This window comes from uncultured Bacteroides sp., assembly GCF_902472605.1.
Classification (GTDB): domain Bacteria; phylum Bacteroidota; class Bacteroidia; order Bacteroidales; family Bacteroidaceae; genus Phocaeicola.
Genome location: NZ_CABROP010000014.1, coordinates 42,737 through 62,674, shown reverse-complemented (window position 1 = coordinate 62,674; position 19,938 = coordinate 42,737). Strand labels below are relative to the sequence as shown.

The 19,938-nt window shown below is 43.6% G+C and carries 16 protein-coding genes; 10 read left to right on the top strand and 6 right to left on the bottom strand.

Features of this window, described 5'->3' with window-relative positions; all coding sequences use genetic code 11:
• Positions 1-228: 228 nt before the first annotated feature.
• From RDP42_RS04970 to RDP42_RS04945, 6 genes are all read right to left on the bottom strand, one after another.
• Positions 229-2,367: a SurA N-terminal domain-containing protein gene (locus RDP42_RS04970; RefSeq protein WP_308762788.1), complete on the bottom strand. Its 2,139-nt coding sequence runs from the start codon at positions 2,365-2,367 to the stop codon at positions 229-231.
• A 102-nt stretch (positions 2,368-2,469) separates the two neighbouring features.
• Positions 2,470-3,726 carry a hemolysin family protein gene (locus tag RDP42_RS04965; RefSeq protein ID WP_308762787.1) on the bottom strand — a complete coding sequence of 419 codons (1,257 nt, stop codon included), beginning with the start codon at positions 3,724-3,726 and terminating at the stop codon, positions 2,470-2,472.
• Between the two features lie 12 nt (positions 3,727-3,738).
• Positions 3,739-4,359, bottom strand: a complete 621-nt coding sequence (gene lptC, locus RDP42_RS04960) for an LPS export ABC transporter periplasmic protein LptC (protein WP_308762786.1) — start codon at positions 4,357-4,359, stop codon at positions 3,739-3,741.
• Between the two features lie 3 nt (positions 4,360-4,362).
• Positions 4,363-5,724 (bottom strand): hypothetical protein, encoded by a 1,362-nt coding sequence (locus RDP42_RS04955; protein ID WP_308762785.1) that lies wholly within the window; start codon positions 5,722-5,724, stop codon positions 4,363-4,365.
• Between the two features lie 39 nt (positions 5,725-5,763).
• Entirely contained in the window at positions 5,764-6,927 is a 1,164-nt protein-coding gene (locus RDP42_RS04950; RefSeq protein ID WP_308762784.1) for a hypothetical protein, read from the bottom strand.
• Positions 6,928-7,024: 97 nt separating this feature from the next.
• Positions 7,025-7,750, bottom strand: a complete 726-nt coding sequence (locus tag RDP42_RS04945) for a type III pantothenate kinase (RefSeq protein ID WP_303912331.1) — start codon at positions 7,748-7,750, stop codon at positions 7,025-7,027.
• A 180-nt stretch (positions 7,751-7,930) separates the two neighbouring features.
• Between RDP42_RS04945 and RDP42_RS04940 the strand changes: the two genes are divergently transcribed.
• From RDP42_RS04940 to RDP42_RS04895, 10 genes are all read left to right on the top strand, one after another.
• The gene (locus RDP42_RS04940; protein ID WP_308762783.1) at positions 7,931-9,139 is read left to right on the top strand and encodes a DUF4105 domain-containing protein; all 1,209 of its coding nucleotides are present in this window, start codon (positions 7,931-7,933) and stop codon (positions 9,137-9,139) included.
• The gene (locus RDP42_RS04935; RefSeq protein ID WP_308762782.1) at positions 9,139-10,722 is read left to right on the top strand and encodes an alkaline phosphatase family protein; all 1,584 of its coding nucleotides are present in this window, start codon (positions 9,139-9,141) and stop codon (positions 10,720-10,722) included. Before RDP42_RS04940 ends, RDP42_RS04935 begins: the two co-directional genes overlap by 1 nt.
• Positions 10,723-10,821: 99 nt before the next feature.
• The gene (gene secA / locus RDP42_RS04930; RefSeq protein WP_308762781.1) at positions 10,822-14,118 is read left to right on the top strand and encodes a preprotein translocase subunit SecA; all 3,297 of its coding nucleotides are present in this window, start codon (positions 10,822-10,824) and stop codon (positions 14,116-14,118) included.
• A 145-nt stretch (positions 14,119-14,263) separates the two neighbouring features.
• A complete protein-coding gene (locus RDP42_RS04925; protein WP_308762780.1) occupies positions 14,264-15,250 on the top strand; it encodes a DUF6340 family protein in 987 nt (328 codons plus the stop codon).
• A 55-nt stretch (positions 15,251-15,305) separates the two neighbouring features.
• Positions 15,306-15,755, top strand: coding sequence for a hypothetical protein (locus RDP42_RS04920; protein ID WP_303912342.1), 450 nt, complete (start codon positions 15,306-15,308; stop codon positions 15,753-15,755).
• Between the two features lie 11 nt (positions 15,756-15,766).
• Positions 15,767-16,765: an MBL fold metallo-hydrolase gene (locus RDP42_RS04915; RefSeq protein ID WP_308762779.1), complete on the top strand. Its 999-nt coding sequence runs from the start codon at positions 15,767-15,769 to the stop codon at positions 16,763-16,765.
• A gap of 736 nt (positions 16,766-17,501) precedes the next feature.
• Complete coding sequence (locus tag RDP42_RS04910) at positions 17,502-18,008, top strand: sigma-70 family RNA polymerase sigma factor (RefSeq protein WP_308762778.1); 507 nt, start codon at positions 17,502-17,504, stop codon at positions 18,006-18,008.
• On the top strand, positions 18,005-18,475 hold the full coding sequence (locus RDP42_RS04905; protein WP_308762777.1) for a hypothetical protein: 471 nt from the start codon (positions 18,005-18,007) through the stop codon (positions 18,473-18,475). The genes RDP42_RS04910 and RDP42_RS04905 overlap by 4 nt, the downstream gene beginning before the upstream one ends.
• Positions 18,472-18,948, top strand: a complete 477-nt coding sequence (locus RDP42_RS04900) for a DUF6108 family protein (RefSeq protein ID WP_308762776.1) — start codon at positions 18,472-18,474, stop codon at positions 18,946-18,948. The genes RDP42_RS04905 and RDP42_RS04900 overlap by 4 nt, the downstream gene beginning before the upstream one ends.
• A 29-nt stretch (positions 18,949-18,977) precedes the next feature.
• The gene (locus tag RDP42_RS04895) at positions 18,978-19,865 is read left to right on the top strand and encodes a hypothetical protein (RefSeq protein ID WP_308762775.1); all 888 of its coding nucleotides are present in this window, start codon (positions 18,978-18,980) and stop codon (positions 19,863-19,865) included.
• Positions 19,866-19,938 lie beyond the last annotated feature (73 nt).

Below are 19,938 nucleotides of genomic sequence, written 5' to 3'. Positions count from 1 at the left end.
TTTACTGACGGAATCGGAAGAGGTCATCTGGCTTCTTCAGAAGTGTCATGTCCTGATGGATAGAATTATGTAAGAATACATGGAAAATTGACAATAAAAAATGGCATATGAAGATGATAGACCATAATCATTTCATATGCCATCTTATTTTGGGGACATTTACTGAATATCCCTAAAAAAAGTCCGGAAGGTGACTTCCGGACTTTTCTATTTCTTAAGGAAAGAGAATTAGAAGAAGAGATAACGTTTGTCTTCTACTTTTGCTTTCTGATACAAGTCATTGATCAGCTGGCTTCCTACGATACGTACGGCCATGTTGTTCAAAGTAGCTTCTTCCTGTTTGGCATCAAACTTCTCGGTTCCTTTATCTTTGGCATATACTTGAATCATGTATACTCCTGCATTACCCTTGATGGGGGCGCTTACCTTGTTAACAGCAGTCTTGGCAGCAACAGCACCGATTACCGGTTCGCTGGCACGTGTCACTGAAATATAAGCAGGTGCGCTGAAAGTAACATGTTTTACAGAATCACTTACGGCATCTTTCATTCCTTTTACTTGAGCGATAGAGTTGAATTTCTTCATATCTGCCATAATCTGGTCTGCTTTCTTATCGCGGCGGATTTCGCTCTTCAGCATTTCTGCTACAGAATTGAGGTCGCGATAGCCTGCTTCGTGAATCTTGTCGAGAGCCACTACCATCAGATGGTCGTTCTCACCACATTCATACAGCGGAGAAACTTCACCTGGTTTTGCAGCGAAAATCCATTTCAAAGCTTCACGCGTAGAACGTACGCCACCTACATAGTGTTCTGCGCTGGAAAGGTCTGCGCGCGGAGTCAGAGTATAACCGCTTTCTTCTGCGTTCTTGACCATTGAATCGATGGTTGTATTCTGTGCTACAAACTGGCTGAATTTATTGTAAGCTGCGTTGTAAGTTTCTTTGCTGAATTCAACCGGTCGTTTTACGACAGCCACTTTGTATTTGGTTTGCATGCCTTTTTTGTTCATGACCTGCAGAATCAGGTTAGCCTGTCCTACGTTTAAGTTGGTCAGTTCGTTTACAGGCTGGTTGAGCAACGCATTGATGAACTTGCTGTTGTCTGCATCCAGTTCTGCACCTTCCCAACTTTGTGAGTTTACCCAGCTTGCTTCGCCGGTCTGTCCGTAGATTTTGGCGATTGCCGCAAAGTCTGCTCCACCTTTCAGGGCATTGTAGATACTATCAGCCAGTGTCTTGGTCTTTTCTTCTGTATCGGCATATACCTGAATCTGACGGAACTGGATAGAGTCAGGAGAAGAAACTTTAGCCAATACTTTGAAGGCATTGTAAGAGTCATCTGTCTGATTGTAATAAGGACCGTATACTTCGTTTACTCCTGTAGAGTCCAAACGTGCAGCTACATCAGCCGGGAATACCGTTTTGTTGACCGGAACGTCTGAATAGTTGACTGAAGAACCGGTAGAACGGATAAAAGTACCGAAATCAGCATCGGTCTTAGCCAGCTGGTTGCTGTATTCAGTTACTTCCTTTTCTACAGCCTTGCGGTCTGCATCCGACGGAACGACTTTTACGTCAATGTAACGGATGTCACGGGTTTCAACCAGTTGCTTGAACTGTTCTTTCTTTTCGTTGTAGCGGTCTTTGATTTCGCTGTCGGATACCTGAATGGTAGAATCACTGATAGAGCTGTAAGGAACTCCTGCCAACAGCAAGTCGCTCTGTTCTGTACGTGACTTGAAAGCATCTTCGGCAGAAACCGGGTTTGAAATCAATGATTTAGTAACCAAATTCTGGTATTTCTGAGCCAGTGTACTTTCAGCCAATGTTTTTTCTACGAATTTCCAGAAAGCACCCATCTTCTGGTAGTATTCTACATACTGGGCCGGCATCTTGCTGGCGTCCATGTTCGCATAATCTACCAAGAATTTTTTCAACATATCTTTGTCGAACATGCCTGTCTGTGGGTTGCGGAACGGAGTCTGCATCAGCAATGGGTGAGTTCCTTGGTCAATGATAGCCTGGATTTCAGCATCTGTCACCTTCAAGCCCAACTTCTTAGCCTGTTCAGCAATCAGTTTATTGTTGACATAGCTTTGCCATACCTGATCCTTGACGTTGTTCAGCTGATCTTCTGTCAGCGAGTTCAGTCCGTTGGTCATTTTAATTACTTCGCTAAGCTCGTCAACCATCTTTTGATAATCTTGTGCACTGAGAACTTCCCCGTTCACTTCTCCTACGTCTTGTTTACCTTGATGCGGCTGGAGCACTTTCCATGCGTCTCCTGCGATAAATGCAAAAAGGGCAAGACCGATTACGATGACCAATAAAGGTCCTTTGCTTCGAATTTTTTGTAAAGTTGCCATTTAAAGTTATTATTTTTTTGTTTATTGTTTTTATATTTCCGTTATTAGCGCACGAAGATACAAAAAATACCGTATAGTCGCTATTTTCTTTCAAAAAAATGCTCATTTCTGTGCTATCAGTTTCACCAGTTCAATCCGGTTGGCACTGACTTTGATGATTTTGAAGGTGAATCCTTCTATCTGAATGATTTCGTTTATTTTGGGAATGCTCTGGCATTCATTGAGAATCAGGCCACCGATGGTCTGGTAATCTTCACTTTCCGGAAGGCCCAGATTGAATGTTTCATTGGCTTTTTCGATATCCATTCTGCCCGAAAAGATGTATTCATTCTCCGAAATTTGTTTGGCTACCGTAGAAGTCGTATCGTGTTCATCTTCGATGTCACCCAAAATCTCTTCAATCAGGTCTTCCAAAGCAACAATGCCCGAAACACCTCCAAACTCATCTACCACTACGGCCAGTGATCTTTTTTGCTGCTTGAAGATACGCATCAGCTTATGGGCTGCCATTGTTTCAGGAACAAAGGGGATACTGCGTATGTTGTTCTGCCATTCTGTGGTGGCTTTGAACATTTCGGAAGAATGGATGTATCCGATGATGTTGTCGATGTTGTCTTTGTATACGATAATTTTGCTGATGCCATTCTCAATGAATACTTTTTTAAGCTCATCTAATGGCGTATCCGAATCGACTGCTATGATTTCTGTACGCGGAATCATGCAATCGCGAATTTTGACGTTGGAGAAATCGAGGGCATTACGGAATATCTTAATTTCATTATCTATTTCTTCTCCTTCTTTACCCTCTTCTATGCTGCTTTGTATGAAATAGTCCAAATCGACCTTGGTGAAGGCTTTATCCCGGTCTTCCTTGTTGGTCTTGACTCCTACAAGATGAAGCATCCCGCTGGAAAGCAAGGATGAAAAGCGGCTGATAGGGTAGAGGATGATGTAGCAGACGAAAGCGGGAAGGCTGAATGCCTTCAAGGTGGCGTTAGGGTTTATTTTGAATAATGTTTTGGGGATAAACTCTCCTGTGACAAGGATGATCAGGGTAGAGATAATCGTTTCTATTGATACCAGCAATGCCTGATTGGTAATAACATCTGCAAGAATGTAATGTTCAATGAGCTGGGCCATCAATATACCGTAGATGACCAAGGCGATGTTGTTTCCCACCAGCATGGTAGAAATAAAATTGTTGGAGTGCCGGTAAAATACGGAAAGGATGTAAGACGACACGTTGTTCGTCTTCTCCATTTCGAAGCGTAATTTATTGGAAGATACAAAGGCTATTTCCATTCCTGAAAAGAAAGCGGAAAATGCCATCGATATGAGTAACTGGATAATAAGTCCCATGATGGAATGGTTTTATTGGGGAGTTCGTATGCTGTCTGCTGGGGCAGCATTGTCTTCAACCGTAAAAATACCCGTATTGTTGTAAATCTGATATTCAGTCATCTGCTGATTGGATTCAAAGCCATATCCGGTCAGCACTTTGTCTACTTGCTCAATGCGGATAAATTTGTCGGAATAAATCTTTTCTTTGTCCTGGTCCCAGAACATCAGTTCGGTATCAAACTTATCGCCCCGTTGGCTCTGGATATGTACATGTCCACGTAACTCCCAAAGTTTTTTAGGTTCATAGTAGTATGCCGTATCAGCTTTGATACTGGCGTCTACGTGAAAAAGACTGTCGAATTTTTCCAGATAAATTCCTTTTTCAAAGGCCCAAAAGGGGGGATTCCGATGGCCGTAAATCAGCCATTCTGCAGTGATGATTTTATACCGGATCATGCCGGAATCGGAGATGAGGGTGGTAACTCCTGTGGTGCGCATATCTGGCAGTGAGTCACTTTCCTTTACGGCCGCGGCCATTTGCTGTTCCTTTTTCCCGCAGGCCGGAACAAAAAGAAACATAACAGTTGCCCATACGGCAACTGTTATGTTGATAAAGAGTCTATATATGTGCTTTTTTATTCTGGCTGGCATATATTATCTGATGGTTGTTGTTTCGCCAATCCATCCACCGATTGTGACAGAGTTACCTTTCTTCAATCCTAAGAAGAAGAGGTCTTCATCTTTCGGAGTATGTCCGGCATACGTATTGATCAGCTTTTGAGCTTCTTCAGCTACACTTGGATCTACGCTTTTTGCACGCTGCAGTTTATCGATGGCAGCGAAATAAGTACATTTGTTCAATGCAGCTTCGTCACTCCAGTTCGGGCTTGATGCGTACATCTGTGCAATCAAAATGTAAGCTTTTCCATATTTGCTATTGAAAGAAAGTGCTTTGTTGGCATATTGTTTTGCCTTGCTCAGCTGTTTCTTGCTGAACAATACTACGGCAGCACTGTAGGCATAGTCTGCTTTCTTGTCTGCATCTTGTTCGAGTTCGATAGCTTGGTCAAAGTAGTCTACACTCTTGTTCATGTCGCCTTTCTTGTAATACATGTAGGCACATCCAGCAGCTGTGGCAGCAGTCGGTTCGATGGCATGAGCGGCTTCTGAAGCAATGAAGTAAGCTTCTTCATCTGTACATTTCAGCATTTGCATTACGTTGATTACCTGTTTCAGGTATTCCAGATTGGTTTTGTTCTGGCTTACTTTCGGACCATAAATAGCCTGCAGGTTTTCGCAGCTTGCAGCACCACTGTTGATGAAGTATGCATCTACATTGTCCTTGGCTGTTTTCAGTAATTTTTGGTCTTTTTCTTTAGTAGCAGCTTTCAGTGCTTCTTCTGCATAACCAGAAGTCGTCAGGTAATCCTGGATAAACTGTTCCTTGTGGGCGTCATCTATTTTCAGTTTACGAGAGGACATATCCATCAAATCTTGGAACATGAAATAATCGGAAGCAGATTTTTCCAGGTCTACGGCTTCTTTAGTCATTTCATAAGCCTTATTTACATCTATGTTTGATCCAGAGAACATGATGTAGTCGTGAGCTTTCATTCCGAGGATGGAACCTTTAGTGGTCGGAGTTTTTACCAGTTGATTCAATCCGTCAAGGTATTTGATTCGCTGGTCATGAACGGCCATCAATTCATCCAGATACTTCTTCTGTTGTGCAGCATCTTTTGAACTGGCAATCAATGCACGTAAGATTTTTGCACCATTTGTGTAAGTACTTACTTGAGCCAAAGGTGCTTCAGTAAATACAGCCATCCAAGGCTTGTATGCGTCCACATAGTTGTCAGTTTTTACATACTCACTGTAAATACTGATGTTTTGCAAACAGCGGAGACTGTCTTCTCCGTGTCCAAAACGAGAACCGTCTTCCACTCCTTTTTGAGCGAAAGTTGCTGTAGCACTTAAAGATAAAGCACACAGCATTGTAAACATTTTCATTTTCATCGTATGTAAGATTAGTTGTTCATTGTGTTTATTCTCATATTAATTAACTCTCCACTTCATGAACCAGTGTTCATTGAAGGTCAGACCTATTTTTAAGACAAACCGGTTTTCGGATAGCATGTTGCTCGTTGATGGTTTTGCATGGACATATTGTCCAGTGATGCTTAATACGCTGTTCCGCTGGTAAAGTCTCAACGGTAGTCCGAATCCGAAACTAACTCCGTATTCATCCGGTCCTTTTACCATATTCTGTCCGATTGGAATCTGGAGATTAGAGTTGGCATAATAGGCACCTACTCGATAGCGTATACGGCTGAGATAGTTTCTTCCGTATTCTTTGGGCAGGTATTCAGCTCCCACTGCTACTTTTGTGCGGTCCTGATATAAATCAGTGCGGTTATTGTATTTTACTCCGCTCCATTTCTGCAGGGTGTAATCTGCTTCTACAGTCAGATTCTTTTGGTGTTTCCAAGCTAATCCGGCTCCGTAGGTATGAGGAATTCCATAAGAATCATCTATTCTCTGTTCATTCACGACAGAATAGTTGCTCCCATTTGTGATTTGTGTACCTTGGGTGTCATGGCTGTTGAGCACGTGCCCTAAGTTATAGGTCAATCCCAGTGTGATTTCATCTGTTTTATTGATAGGTTGAGTATACTGAAGGCCGAAACTTGCATGATAAGTGCTTACCGATACGGTGTTGTAGGTAATGGTCTGGTCTCCTCCGTTACTAAGGGTGGCTGTAGTCTGATATTGGAGTTTTCCATACAGATAGCCGATGTTGGCGCCAATAGACAAGTGGTCAAACACCTTGAAACCCAGTCCTCCAAAAATCTGCTGCAAGCCTCCGTCGCCATAAAAGTTGTTGGAAATGGTGACATCGCTGCTGTTATCTATCGGTTTGGTTCGGGTAAAGTTGTATCCGACAGTAGAAAATGGAGTATATCCAATGGTCATACCCAAGCGGGGATGAAGTCTGAACTGCATGCCAATATAGTCAAAACTTGCATTTTTCGCGTTTGATTTATATTGTCCTTCCTGGAAATTCGAGCTTTTTAGTGACATACCTGCATCAAAAATGAAGGAAAGAGAGTCTACCGCCGTATAAGATGCTGGATTCATTGCGTTTATGTGTTCGTTTGTGCGGAGTGCATAGCCTACACCTCCCATAGCCGCATTGTTTGTGAAGCTCTGGTCAAACATGTCTCCTAATCCGTAACGCGTGTAAGGTGAGTTTGTGCTTATCTGTGCACTCGCAATCGTAGCACTTGCTATAAAACATGAACCAACAAGTATCTTTTTACTTAACATTATAATTCAATATTCTGTTTAAACCTTTCAATACTAAAAATCTATCTGCAAAGATGATACTTTTTAAATTGGTATCAAAAGAAAATTTATCTCCTCCAGTTAAAAAAACCAAAAGGTCAGGATATTTCTTCTGCAATAGGGTGATATAACCGATAATTTCAAATTCAATTCCTCGGATGACTCCGGCTCGGATAGCTGTTTCTGTATCGAATCCGAATTCTGGTGTTTCCCCTTTACTCTCTATCAACGGAAGTTTGTCGCAGCAGGCATTTAGTGTCTTAAAGCGGGTGTACATACCGGGTGAGATATTCCCGCCCCAGTAGTTACCTTCTGCATCGATAAACTCGTATGTAAGCGCAGTTCCGGCATCTACGACCAACAGGTTCTTCCCGGGAGCAAGATAATTTGCGCCTACTACGGCTGCAAGCCGGTCCATCCCAAGTGTTTCGGGGGTCTTGTATAAGTTCCGGATAGGGATAGGGGTTTGATGGTTCAGTTCGATGACATCAAACGGAACTCCGGCCAATTGTCGTCGTATAGTGTTGCTCAGTGTGATGACTGATGCAATGATTCCTCTTTTGATTGGATATTTGTTGCATAGCATTGACAGCCAGTCCAGCGAATGGTTCGATCCTCGTAAAACTTCCACCACTTTATCACCTTCGAACACTGCTAGTTTTGCAACAGTATTGCCAATATCAATTACTAAATTCACCTTTGTCTGCTTTGTTTTGCTTGCAAAGTAAGATAAAATTTGGATATGTACCTCAATAAAACTGATTATTTATTTCGCGGTTATGTGAGAATCCATGTATTTTTGCATGCGAAAAAAGAATATTATGGATTATTCAGATTTCTGAAAGATGAATTTGAGGTCTGATAGGTATATTAAATTATGAAACGAAAGTGGATAGTTCTTTTATGGATTGTAGGGATGATTCAGTTGGTATTCCCTGTGGAGACTTATAGTGGCATCCGGTCGGATGCAGAGCCGACTTCCCAGAATGATAGCATTCAGTTTAGTTTGTTGACGTGTGCTCCTGGTAATGAAATTTATGAACTTTTCGGTCATACGGCTATTCGTTACCAGAATTTTTCTCGGGGAATAGATCTGGTTTTTAATTATGGCATGTTCAGCTTTAATACTCCTCATTTTATATATCGTTTTGTAAAGGGAGAAACGGACTACCAACTGGGAATTATGCCTTATCCTTATTTTGAATCGGAATATGCATTGCGTGGTTCTTCGGTTTACCAGCAGGTCTTGAACCTGACATCGTCTGAGAAGCAAACTTTGTTGAGGTTGCTTCAAGAGAATTATCTCCCGGAAAACAGGACTTATCGTTATAATTATTTCTATGATAATTGTACGACTCGTGCGCGTGACCAAATAGAAAAGAGTATCCAAGGGAAAGTGATATATCCGTCGGGGGAGAGTGGTAAGTCTTTCAGAGGGATTGTACATGAATTTACCGCACATTCTCCATGGGATGAGTTCGGCATTGACCTCTGTCTCGGGGCAGAGGCCGATGCGCCTATTGACAACAGGGGGCAGATGTTTGCTCCTTTTTATATGCGTCGTTTTGCCAGTGAAGCCTATATTCAGGGGGCTGATGGAAAGACTCGCCCGCTGGTGTTGCATGAAGAGAAGATTGTAGATGTGGCTCCGGAAGTTGAACCGGCTTTTGGTCTGACGCCGATGGGAGCGGGCTCGTTGTTCTTGCTCATAAATGTATTGATTGGTTTTTGGCAGTGGAAAAAGAAACGCGTGTTCTGGGGATGGGACGTGATTCTATATGCTGCACAAGGGATAGCGGGGTGTATTATTGCTTTCTTGTTCTTCGTATCCTCTCATCCGACGGTAGGGTCCAATTGGCTCTTGATATTGTTCAATCCGATTCCTTTATTTTATCTTCCGTTTATGATTTATCGTGATATAAAACATAAAAAGGACCTGTATCATTTGGTGAATCTGGTGTATTTAACACTTTTTATGCTGTTAATCCTGCTTTTACCGCAAAAATTTAATTTAACAGTGTTACCTTTGGCACTCGGTTTGTTGGTAAATGCTGCAAGCCATGTATTAGTATTGAATAAAAAATAATGAAAGAACGCATACTGACATCTTTATTGACGGTATTTGTTATTACCGGCATTCAATCTCAGTCTCCTGCTCCCGTTCCTCGATTGGTGGTGGGCTTGACAATCGATCAATTGCGGGCAGATTATATTGAGGCTTTTTCTGCATTGTATGGAGAAAGGGGCTTTAAACGTCTGCTCAAGGAAGGTCGTATTTATACAAATGCAGAATATGATTTTATTAATGTAGACCGCTCTTCGGCCACGGCATCCATTTATACAGGAACTACACCTTATTATAATGGAATTCCTGCTAACCGATGGATGGATCGCAATTCTTTACGGATTATAAAATCGGTAGACGACCAGAGTTTTATGGGAGTTTATACCTCAGAAAATTCATCTGCAAAATTATTGCATTGTTCCACGCTTTCTGATGAATTGAAGGTGGCCACTCAAGGGCAGGCAGAAGTCTATTCCATTGCGCCGACGCGCGAAATGGCGATTTTGGCAGCAGGACATGCGGCCGACGGGGCCTTCTGGTTGAATGATGAAACAGGTAAATGGGCTGGTACAACTTATTATGGAGATTGCCCGGAGTGGGTGAGCAATTATAATGACAAGGAGGGACTTGATTTTCGTATCAATAATCTCGAATGGCTTCCTTATCTTCCAGTTACTTCGTATCAGTACGTAACTACAGAGACCAAACAATTAAGTTTTAAGCATAATTTTTCAGACGAACGTCTGGATAAATATAAGAAGTTTAAAACGAGTCCGTATGTGAATGATGAGGTAAACCGTCTGGTAAATGTTTGTTTGAACAGTACACAGATGGGACAGGATGCAGCTCCAGATTTGCTTACCTTATCATACTATGCAGGTAATTATGACCATAAACCTACCACAGAATATGCGATGGAAATCCAGGATATGTATGTCCGTCTGGACAATAGCCTGGGTGATTTACTCGATTTGATAGACCGTAAGGTAGGGTTACGTAATACGTTGTTTTTCATCACCTCCACGGGGTATACAGATCCGGATCCTGTAGATCCTGAGAAATATAAGATTCCCGGTGGAGAATTTCATATCAAACGTTGCGCGGCTCTGTTGAATATGTATCTGATGGCCATTTATGGTCAGGGACAATATGTAGAGACTTATTATGACCGGCAGATTTATCTGAATCATAAGCTGATAGAAGAACGGAAACTGAACCTGGTGGAGGTGATGTCACGTTCGGCGGAGTTTATTGTGCAGATGAGTGGTGTACAGAATGCCTACTCGGCACAGCGCCTGTTGTTAGGGGCTTGGACTCCGAAAATAGATAAGATTCGTAATACTTACAATCCGAATTGTTCGGGAGATATTTATGTGGAAGTAATGCCGGGATGGTCGGTTGTGAATGAATATTCTCAGAAAGTAGAGGTGATGCGGGCAGCTTATGCCACAGCTCCTTTGGTTTTGATGGGATTTGATGTAAAGCCGGAGAAATTATATTCGCCGGTGAAAATCACTTCGATAGTTCCTACATTAGCTCATTTCATGCGCATACGGGCTCCTAACGCCTGTTCCGATGCTCCAATGCTTAATATTCGTAAATAAATATTGTGACAGAACGGAAAGATAATTCACAATTTGGTTATCTTTGCACCGGTGAGACCAAAAAATTTAATTAGTAAATAATAAAAAGAAATATATATAATGGGATTTAATGAATTTATAAGCAAGCTGTTCGGAAACAAGGCAACTCGTGACATGAAAGAAATCCAGCCATGGGTGGAAAAAGTAAAAGCCGCTTATCCGGAAATCTCTAAGTTGACAAATGATGAGCTTCGTGCGAAAACGGAAGAGTTGAAGAAATATATCAAAGATTCTGCCGCAGAGGAAAACAAGAAAATAGAGGACTTGAAAGCCACTATTGAGGATACAGACCTGGAAAAGCGTGAAGCTATCTTCTCTCAGATTGACAAGCTGGAGAAAGAGGTGCTGGAAAAATATGAAAAAGCACTGAATGAGGTACTCCCTACAGCATTTGCGATTGTAAAGGATACAGCCCGTCGTTTGGCTGAAAATGAGGAACTGGAAGTGACAGCTACTGATTTCGACCGTGAATTGGCCGCTCAGGGACGTGACTTCGTTCGCATTGAAGGCGATAAGGCCATCTGGAAGAATCATTGGAAAGCGGGTGGTAATGAAATGACGTGGAACATGATTCATTACGACGTGCAGTTGTTTGGTGGTGTGGTTCTGCATCAGGGTAAGATTGCCGAAATGGCGACTGGTGAAGGTAAAACTTTGGTGGCTACTCTCCCGGTATTCCTGAATGCACTGACTGGAAATGGGGTACATGTGGTGACAGTCAACGATTACTTGGCTAAGCGTGACTCTGAATGGATGGGCCCGTTATACATGTTCCATGGTTTGAGCGTAGATTGTATTGACAAGCATCAACCTAACTCTGAAGCTCGTCGTCGTGCATATATGGCAGATATTACGTTTGGTACCAACAATGAATTCGGTTTCGACTATCTGCGTGACAACATGGCGATTTCTCCGAAAGATTTGGTACAGCGTAAACATAATTATGCAATCGTCGATGAGGTCGACTCTGTATTGATTGATGATGCCCGTACTCCGTTGATTATTTCAGGTCCGGTACCCAAAGGTGACCAGCAGTTGTTCGAAGTACTTCGTCCGTTGGTAGAACGTTTGGTAGAAGCACAGCGTAAGTTGGCTACTCAATACTTGGCCGATGCCAAGCGTTTGATTGCTTCCGATAAGAAAGAAGATCAGGAAGCCGGATTCTTGGCTTTATTCCGCAGTCACAAGGCATTGCCGAAGAACAAGCCGTTGATTAAGTTCCTGAGTGAACCGGGTATCAAGGCTGGTATGCTGAAGACGGAAGAAATCTACATGGAGCAGAACAACAAGCGTATGCCGGAAGCGGTAGAACCGTTGTACTTCGTGATTGATGAGAAACTGAAGAGCGTAGACTTGACCGACAAGGGTGTCGATTTGATTACAGGTAACTCACAAGACCCGACTTTGTTCGTATTGCCGGATATCGCTGCCCAGTTGTCTGAACTGGAAAATCAGAAAGGTCTTTCGGATGAAGAACGTCTGGCTAAGAAAGACGAGTTGATGACCAATTATGCCATCAAGGCAGAACGTGTGCATACCATCAATCAGTTGTTGAAGGCTTACACTATGTTCGAAAAAGATACAGATTATGTGGTAATGGACGGTCAGGTGAAGATTGTCGATGAACAGACCGGACGTATCATGGAAGGTCGTCGTTGGAGCGACGGTCTGCATCAGGCTGTGGAAGCAAAGGAAGGAGTGAAGGTGGAAGCCGCAACTCAGACATTTGCTACTATTACCTTGCAGAACTACTTCCGTATGTATCACAAGCTGTCTGGTATGACCGGTACGGCCGAAACGGAAGCTGGTGAGTTCTGGGATATCTATAAATTGGATGTGGTGGTAATCCCGACAAATCGTCCGATTGCCCGTATCGATATGAACGACCGTGTGTACAAAACGAAACGTGAGAAGTATAAGGCGGTTATCGAAGAAATTGAAAAGATGGTACAGGCCGGTCGTCCGGTACTGGTAGGTACGACTTCTGTTGAAATCTCTGAAATGTTGAGCAAGATGCTGACCATGCGTAAGATTCCGCACAATGTATTGAATGCGAAACTGCACCAGAAAGAAGCGGAAATTGTGGCAAAAGCCGGTCAGAGCTCTACGGTAACCATTGCCACCAACATGGCCGGTCGTGGTACCGATATCAAGCTGAGTCCGGAAGTGAAAGCTGCGGGTGGTTTGGCCATCATTGGTACGGAACGTCACGAGTCACGTCGTGTAGACCGTCAGTTGCGTGGTCGTGCCGGACGTCAGGGAGACCCGGGATCTTCCGTATTCTTCGTGTCATTGGAAGATGACTTGATGCGTTTGTTCTCGTCCGACCGTATTGCGAAAGTAATGGATAAGCTGGGCTTCAAGGAAGGAGAGATGATTGAACACAAGATGATTTCCAACTCTATCGAGCGTGCCCAGAAGAAGGTTGAAGAAAATAACTTCGGTATCCGTAAGCGTTTGTTGGAATACGATGACGTGATGAACAAGCAGCGTACGGTAGTATATACCAAACGTCGTCACGCTTTGATGGGTGAACGTATCGGTATGGATATTGTGGACATGATTTGGGACCGTTGCTACAATGCCGTACAGCAGCCTACTTATGAAGATGCCAAGATGGAGATTCTGCAGGTATTAGCTATGGAAACTCCGTTCTCGGAAGAAGATTTCCGTTCCAAGAAGAAAGACGATCTGGCAGAAGAAACTTTCCAGAACGCGATGGCTCTCTTCAAACGGAAAACAGAACGTATGGCTCAGATTGCCAACCCGGTTATCAAGCAGGTATACGAGGCACAAGGTCATATGTATGAGAATATCATGATTCCGATTACCGATGGCAAACGGATGTATAATATCTCTGTCAACCTGAAGGCGGCTTACGAAAGCGAATCAAAAGAGATTGTGAAAGCATTCGAAAAAGCCATCTTGCTGCATACCATTGACGATGCATGGAAAGAAAACCTGCGTGAATTGGATGAATTGAAACATTCTGTACAAAACGCAAGCTACGAACAGAAAGATCCGCTGTTGATTTTCAAACTTGAGTCTGTGAACTTGTTCGACAACATGGTCAACAAGATCAACAACAATACGATTTCCGTATTGATGCGTGGTCAGATTCCTGTGCAGGAACCCGAACAGGTGCGTGAGGCTGCTCCCGAACCTAAGGCTCCCCGTCAGCAGTACCGCGAAGAAAAACAGGATTTGAACGATCCGGCTCAGAGCGAGGCAGCTGGTCAGGATACACGTGAACAGAAGCAGGAACCTTATCGGGCTGAAAAGACCGTAGGTCGCAATGATCCATGTCCTTGTGGTAGCGGATTGAAATACAAGAACTGTCATGGAAAGAATGCTTGAGTAAGCATTTGAATTCCCTTAGATAGACACGTATTCTGTCGTTTTTCAGATTTTTATTTCTTAATTTAGAATAATCTGTGAAAACGATGGAATCCGTGTCTTTTTTATTTATTACTTTTGTTTCAAAACAAAAAAGTCATAGATTATGAAGAAATATATGATAGCTGGAATTATGCTGGCAGCGACCATGTTGGTTTCTTGTGGAGGCTTGCAGTCGTTCTCTTTTGATCAGCTTCATCCGGCAGATGTCACTTTTCCTGAGCAGGTACGCACAGTAGCTGTTGTCAATCATGCTCCTTCCATTCCTTCTCCTAAAAAAACGTTGCTTACATTGGGAAAACTGGATGGGGATGGCAAAGTGCTGGCCGAAGGCCTGGCTGGCGGATTGGCTGATAGCCGATATTTTAATCAGGTCGTCATTTCAGATTCGATACTCACCCAGGAAAGAACGGGCGGAGAGTTGCTGCCTCAGGCTGTGGTAGACAGTTTGAGTCAGGTTTTAGGAGCTGATATGATTTTCTCTGTAGACCAGATACAAATCTTGACCGCAAAGAAAGAGATTTATTATCCAGGATTTGTACCATTGACAGCCTTCGACTTGAAAATTCGTCCCGTGGTACGGGCCTATATACCGTCGCGTCTGATGCCTGTAATGACGTTATCGAAAGTAGATAGTCTGATGTGGGATTTTACGCCTACTTTGTCTGATTATGATGTAGTGCATGAGGGGTCCAACCATGCGGCCTATACATTGGTCAATCTGTTAGTGCCTCATTGGCAAAATGCAGACAGAATCTATTTCGATGGTGGAAATCCGGACATGCGGGATGCAGCGGTTTGTGTGCGGGAAGGTGACTGGCAAGAGGCTGGACGCATTTGGACGAATCTGTATGACTCAGCGAAAAAAGGGAAATTGAAATCACGGGCTGCCTTCAATATGGCGTTGGCTTGTGAGGTACAGGGACAAATGGAGGAGGCTAATTCCTGGATTGCAAAGGCGCAGCAAAGTGCTTCTCCCGGTTCGGAGGAGGAGCGTGCAGCAAAGTTCTATGCGACCATATTGCAGGAACTCACAAAAGATTTTCAGCGATTGAACCTGCAAATGCGTCGTTTTGGAAACAATTTCAATTAATATTTCTTGTCTGATTCATTTTTTTTGTACATTTGAGTATAATAAAATATAGCCTATGGAATTAAGTGAACAATCACGTGCTGCAATTGCTGCTGCTTTACAGGAAGCTCTTTGCCGTTATGCTACGGGAGGAGAAGATTCTGTGGTGACAGACATTCATCTGCAACCGAATTCAGATAGCGGGGAATTGGTGATTTACGACGACGATGATCATGAGTTGTCGCGTACGATTATCAATGAATGGGTAGAGTATGAAAGCGATGACTTTTATGCCGTGGTAGAACCGATACTTCGCAAGGAAATCGAGTCTTTGAAGGAAACAGGACGACTGGATAAACTCTGTCTGATGAAACCTTATTCCTTTGTGCTGGTAGACGATGAGAAGGAGACGGTGGCAGAACTTCAGATTATCGATGAAGATGATACCTTATTATTGAGTGGCGATTTGTTGAAAGGACTTGATGAAGAACTCGATGCCTTTCTAAAAGACCTGCTGGAACGCTAAATTCCGAGAAAATGGGAGAGCGAATCACATTCCGCCGCAACGAGAGGTTGCGGAGCATACATCCCCAATGGAGGGGGAATCCGACGGTCAACGGAAAATTTTTCAATCGTCAGCACCGTTGGAAGCCAGGTATGGGAAGTGTATTGAAGTGGCGTTTCTCTCCCAACCCCCAGCGGAAGGAAAAGCGGACCATCAAATGGAATCCAAAGGTCCATTATCTCACCTCTTTGGAGAAAGTGGTGGGAAATTCCCTGATTTGGCTGGGGCATAATTCTTTTTTTCTACAGTTAGGCGGAAAACGTCTGATGATTGATTCTGTGTATGGAAGTATTCCGTTTGTCAAGCGGCGCAGTCAGTTTCCTGCTGACCCTTCTATTTTCCGGGAAATTGATTATTTGTTGATTAGCCATGATCATTTTGATCATTTGGACAAGCCGAGTGTAGCACGGTTGGTGGCTGATAATCCGCATATGAAATTGTTCTGCGGGTTGAATACGGGAGCGCTTATAAAAAGCTGGTTCCCAGACCTGGAAGTAATAGAAGCAGCATGGTATGATCAGTATACTGACGGGGATTTCCGACTTACTTTCCTTCCTGCACAGCATTGGAGCAAACGTGGAGTAAGCGACGGGGGAGAGCGTCTGTGGGGATCCTTTATGATTCAGGGAGGTGGTATCACCATTTACAACAGTGGAGATACTGGATATGCCCATCATTTTGAGGAGATTGCCCGATTCTTTCCGCATATCGACTATTGCATGATTGGGATAGGGGCCTATAAGCCGCGTTGGTTCATGAAGCCTAACCATATCTCTCCGTATGATGCCTTGACGGCTTCAGCAGATATGCATGCGCGAATAACGATTCCTATGCACTATGGTACGTTCGATCTTTCAGATGAACCTTTGTTTGATCCGCCCCATGTGTTTGCCGCTGAGGCAAAGAAACGTGGAATGCCCGTTATTATTCCTGAATTGGGAGAAATTGTCAAGTTGCAGCCTCTTCGGTGAGATTGAGGCTGGAAAAAGAAATGATATCACAAAAAAAGTCCGGAAACCTGCCCTCTGTCTTTCGACAGGGAACTGATTTCCGGACTTTCTATATGAGTCTGTTTGTTTCAATCAACTAATAAATCCGCCGGTCATCGGCAGCGGGTTACTTCGTGTGAGTGTTGTCGCTCAACATGACGTACCCCCAGATCATCGGATCTGCATTTGCAATCTTGTGAAGAATCTTTGTTACCTTTTTCATAACTGTTATCCTTTCATTTGCTTTTTAAGTTAGTACCTATATAATAATTCTAGTTTAGTTTTTCCAGGTGCTCTTCGCAGAGGACCTTTCGAAGTTTTGTCTTTTGTTTTTGTTATCCTTAATCTTTTTATCCTTTCCCTCCGGTACCCTTTTGGGTTCCTTCGTTCGTTTTATTACACTGCAAAGGTAATGCCTTTTTTTTGAAAGAATATGTTTTAAAGCATATTTTTCGTTTTTCTCTTGTTTTATTGATGCAAATCAATCAAGCTGATGGATACTGACAAATTGTCGTTGTAACCTGTCAGCCTAGACTGACAGAATTGCGTTTTTTGTATGGGGGGTAATGAAGAATGTGCGGTTTGAAGAGAGAGAGGATGGCTATAAGGGGATTTTATACTGAAAAGAAATGATAAGATTTCGTGTTTTCTTTGTTACAAAAGATATAGTTTTACGTTTACCTTTTTGAAAACAACTTGTACGACCGATTTAAGAAGCATGAGCAAAGAGACACTGACATCGACCTTCACTGATTTGAGAAAGAATTTTCTCAGGTTGGCAATGCGTTTTCTTCCCAATAGAGAGGATGCCGATGACGCATTGCAGGAGGCTTTCTTCCGCTTGTGGAAACATGCAGACCGGATTGACTCGCGCGAAGAGGCAGAAGCTCTTACGGTTGCTACGGTCAAGAACCTGTGCATTGATGTCCTGCGTAAAAAGGAGCATCTGCCTACGGTGGAACTGGACGAACACCGGGACGAATCTGTTACCGATTCGGCTGACGAGATTCTAGAAAAGGAAGAACGTTTCCGTGCGGTGGAGCGTATCATTGCGCAGAGGCTGACACCGCTTCAGCAACAGATTTTACGGATGAAAGAGTATGAAGGGAGAAAATATGATGAAATAGCCGATATACTGGGTATGCAAGAACCGGCAGTACGTATGCAACTGTCGAGGGCGAGAAAGGAAATTAGAGAATGTTATTTAAAACAGATGGAACGATGAAAAAATACGAACGTACTATCCCACATTGGAAAGAGCTGGCCAGACGTTATTTCGAGGCTGAAACAACTGAGGCCGAGGAGGAAGCGCTGGCACGTTTCCTGGCTACTCCTGCCTCACAAGGCAAGGAATTCGATGAACTTCGTGCCGTGATGGGGTATGCCGCTACCGGACGTGTCTTATATGGCAGGCGGCGCACACGAGGCATACGGTTACGGTATTATGCGGCAGCTATGGTGGCGGGTATCATCGTGTTGGCCACCGCCTGGCAGTTGACGGAAAGTGCAGATGTATGTGTGGCTTACATCAACGGACAGCGCTGTACCGACAAGGAGGTGGTGTTTTCCGAAGCGTTGAAATCGATGGAAAAGGTGAGTCACCGTTTTTCTGGAGAAACAGTCCAGAGTCAGTTGTCGGATATATTTCAGACACTGGAGGAAGGCGAAACGGAATCAGCTGACAAGAAATGAATAGAATAATAGGAGAAGACGATATGATAAGACGATGGATTATGTTATGGATGTGCCTGCTGGCTGTGCTGCCTGTGTTTGCACAGAAAGGAATGCATGTGGAAGACTTGTTTGGGGGACGCTTCAAGCATGATAGACAGGCCGTGGAAGTCCTTATCAAAGGAAGGGAGTTGAAAAAATATCATCTAACCCTTTTCCGCAGTCTGACAATAACCGATGAACCGGAGGTTTCGGAAGAAATAGAAGTACTGGTCAGTTTGGACGCCAAAACGGCAGTTGACAGAGAAGTGGGAAAGGTCGGGAAAAAATTGTACTATGGTTTCTATTGTTTTCCGGGACAGGACGATAATTACCGCTATTTGTTTTATCGGAATGCTGCAGTAGCTCCTGGCAGCAGTAAAAAGACAGAGGTGACTGTGGTGTATATGGAAGGAAAGGTCACACTGGAAGAGTTGAAACGGATGTTCAAGTAAGAGAAAATAAACAAAATACGATAAGAAACATGAAAGAAATGATTTTGCTGGTGGTCACCTTGCTGACCGCAGTGGGCGGATACGCCGAGACCAAAGATTCGCTGAAGGTGGAAAATGTGATGTGTATACAGAAACCGGAGCAGGTGAAGATTACCGAATCGGGCAATTGTTTTACGGTAGAAGTGGAGGGGAAGGAAAATAATCCGAATTTTCGTTATGTCCGTGAAATAGAGATGTCTTCTTCGGACGTGTCGGTGACAAAGGAACGTAACAGCAACTGGGACTTTAATATTCCGTTCAGAAAGCGGACATCGGAAAGAAGGCATCATCAGAATCAGCTGGTGGTGAAAAACCTGAAGATAGGACTTTCCTGCGTGCAGGGTGCTCCCGCGAACATGGATGTCAGCATGGGGTCATCGTGGGAAATTACGACGCCGACAGTAGGGTGGGAGTATTATCCGTGGGCTACGGAGACTTCTTTCTCCATTGGAGTGGCCTGCAGCTGGCGTAATTACCGGATGACCGGAAAGCAGCGTTTTATAAAGGAGGCAGGAAGTGATATGTACGTGGGGAATTATCCTGAAGGGGCCGATATTCAGTTCTCGCGTATCAAAGTGTTCAGTTGGGCTGTGCCGGTGATGCTGACTCATAAAACAAAGCATAATTTCAACTTCAGTGTGGGAGCCATTGTCAACTTCAACACGCATGCCAGCTTGAAAACGCGGTATAAATTGGATGGAAAGGAATATAAATTGACCGACAGCAATATCCATCAGACTCCGGTGACCGTCGATCTTCAGGCTTCCGTCGGTTATAAGACCGTAGGTTTTTATGTGAAATACAGTCCATGCAAGGTGCTTGATTCTACTTATGGACCTGAGTTTAGCGCATTGTCCGTAGGAATCGTTTTGTTCTGAGCCGATAAAAATAAGCCCCGTCCTGAGCCTCCGTTACCAGTTTTGTCTTGCGTAACGGTTGTTCAGGACGGGG

What these genes read in the sequence shown, in the direction of transcription:
- lptC (WP_308762786.1), bottom strand. Translation starts at nt 4,359, where the DNA reads ATGCCAGCCAGAATAAAAAAGCACATATATAGACTCTTTATCAACATA.
- RDP42_RS04970 (WP_308762788.1), bottom strand. Translation starts at nt 2,367, where the DNA reads ATGGCAACTTTACAAAAAATTCGAAGCAAAGGACCTTTATTGGTCATC.
- RDP42_RS04895 (WP_308762775.1), top strand. Translation starts at nt 18,978, where the DNA reads ATGAAAGAAATGATTTTGCTGGTGGTCACCTTGCTGACCGCAGTGGGC.
- RDP42_RS04965 (WP_308762787.1), bottom strand. Translation starts at nt 3,726, where the DNA reads ATGGGACTTATTATCCAGTTACTCATATCGATGGCATTTTCCGCTTTC.
- RDP42_RS04910 (WP_308762778.1), top strand. Translation starts at nt 17,502, where the DNA reads ATGAGCAAAGAGACACTGACATCGACCTTCACTGATTTGAGAAAGAAT.
- RDP42_RS04940 (WP_308762783.1), top strand. Translation starts at nt 7,931, where the DNA reads ATGAAACGAAAGTGGATAGTTCTTTTATGGATTGTAGGGATGATTCAG.
- secA (WP_308762781.1), top strand. Translation starts at nt 10,822, where the DNA reads ATGGGATTTAATGAATTTATAAGCAAGCTGTTCGGAAACAAGGCAACT.
- RDP42_RS04925 (WP_308762780.1), top strand. Translation starts at nt 14,264, where the DNA reads ATGAAGAAATATATGATAGCTGGAATTATGCTGGCAGCGACCATGTTG.
- RDP42_RS04900 (WP_308762776.1), top strand. Translation starts at nt 18,472, where the DNA reads ATGAATAGAATAATAGGAGAAGACGATATGATAAGACGATGGATTATG.
- RDP42_RS04935 (WP_308762782.1), top strand. Translation starts at nt 9,139, where the DNA reads ATGAAAGAACGCATACTGACATCTTTATTGACGGTATTTGTTATTACC.
- RDP42_RS04905 (WP_308762777.1), top strand. Translation starts at nt 18,005, where the DNA reads ATGAAAAAATACGAACGTACTATCCCACATTGGAAAGAGCTGGCCAGA.
- RDP42_RS04920 (WP_303912342.1), top strand. Translation starts at nt 15,306, where the DNA reads ATGGAATTAAGTGAACAATCACGTGCTGCAATTGCTGCTGCTTTACAG.
- RDP42_RS04915 (WP_308762779.1), top strand. Translation starts at nt 15,767, where the DNA reads ATGGGAGAGCGAATCACATTCCGCCGCAACGAGAGGTTGCGGAGCATA.
- RDP42_RS04950 (WP_308762784.1), bottom strand. Translation starts at nt 6,927, where the DNA reads ATGTTTGACCAGAGCTTCACAAACAATGCGGCTATGGGAGGTGTAGGC.
- RDP42_RS04955 (WP_308762785.1), bottom strand. Translation starts at nt 5,724, where the DNA reads ATGAAAATGAAAATGTTTACAATGCTGTGTGCTTTATCTTTAAGTGCT.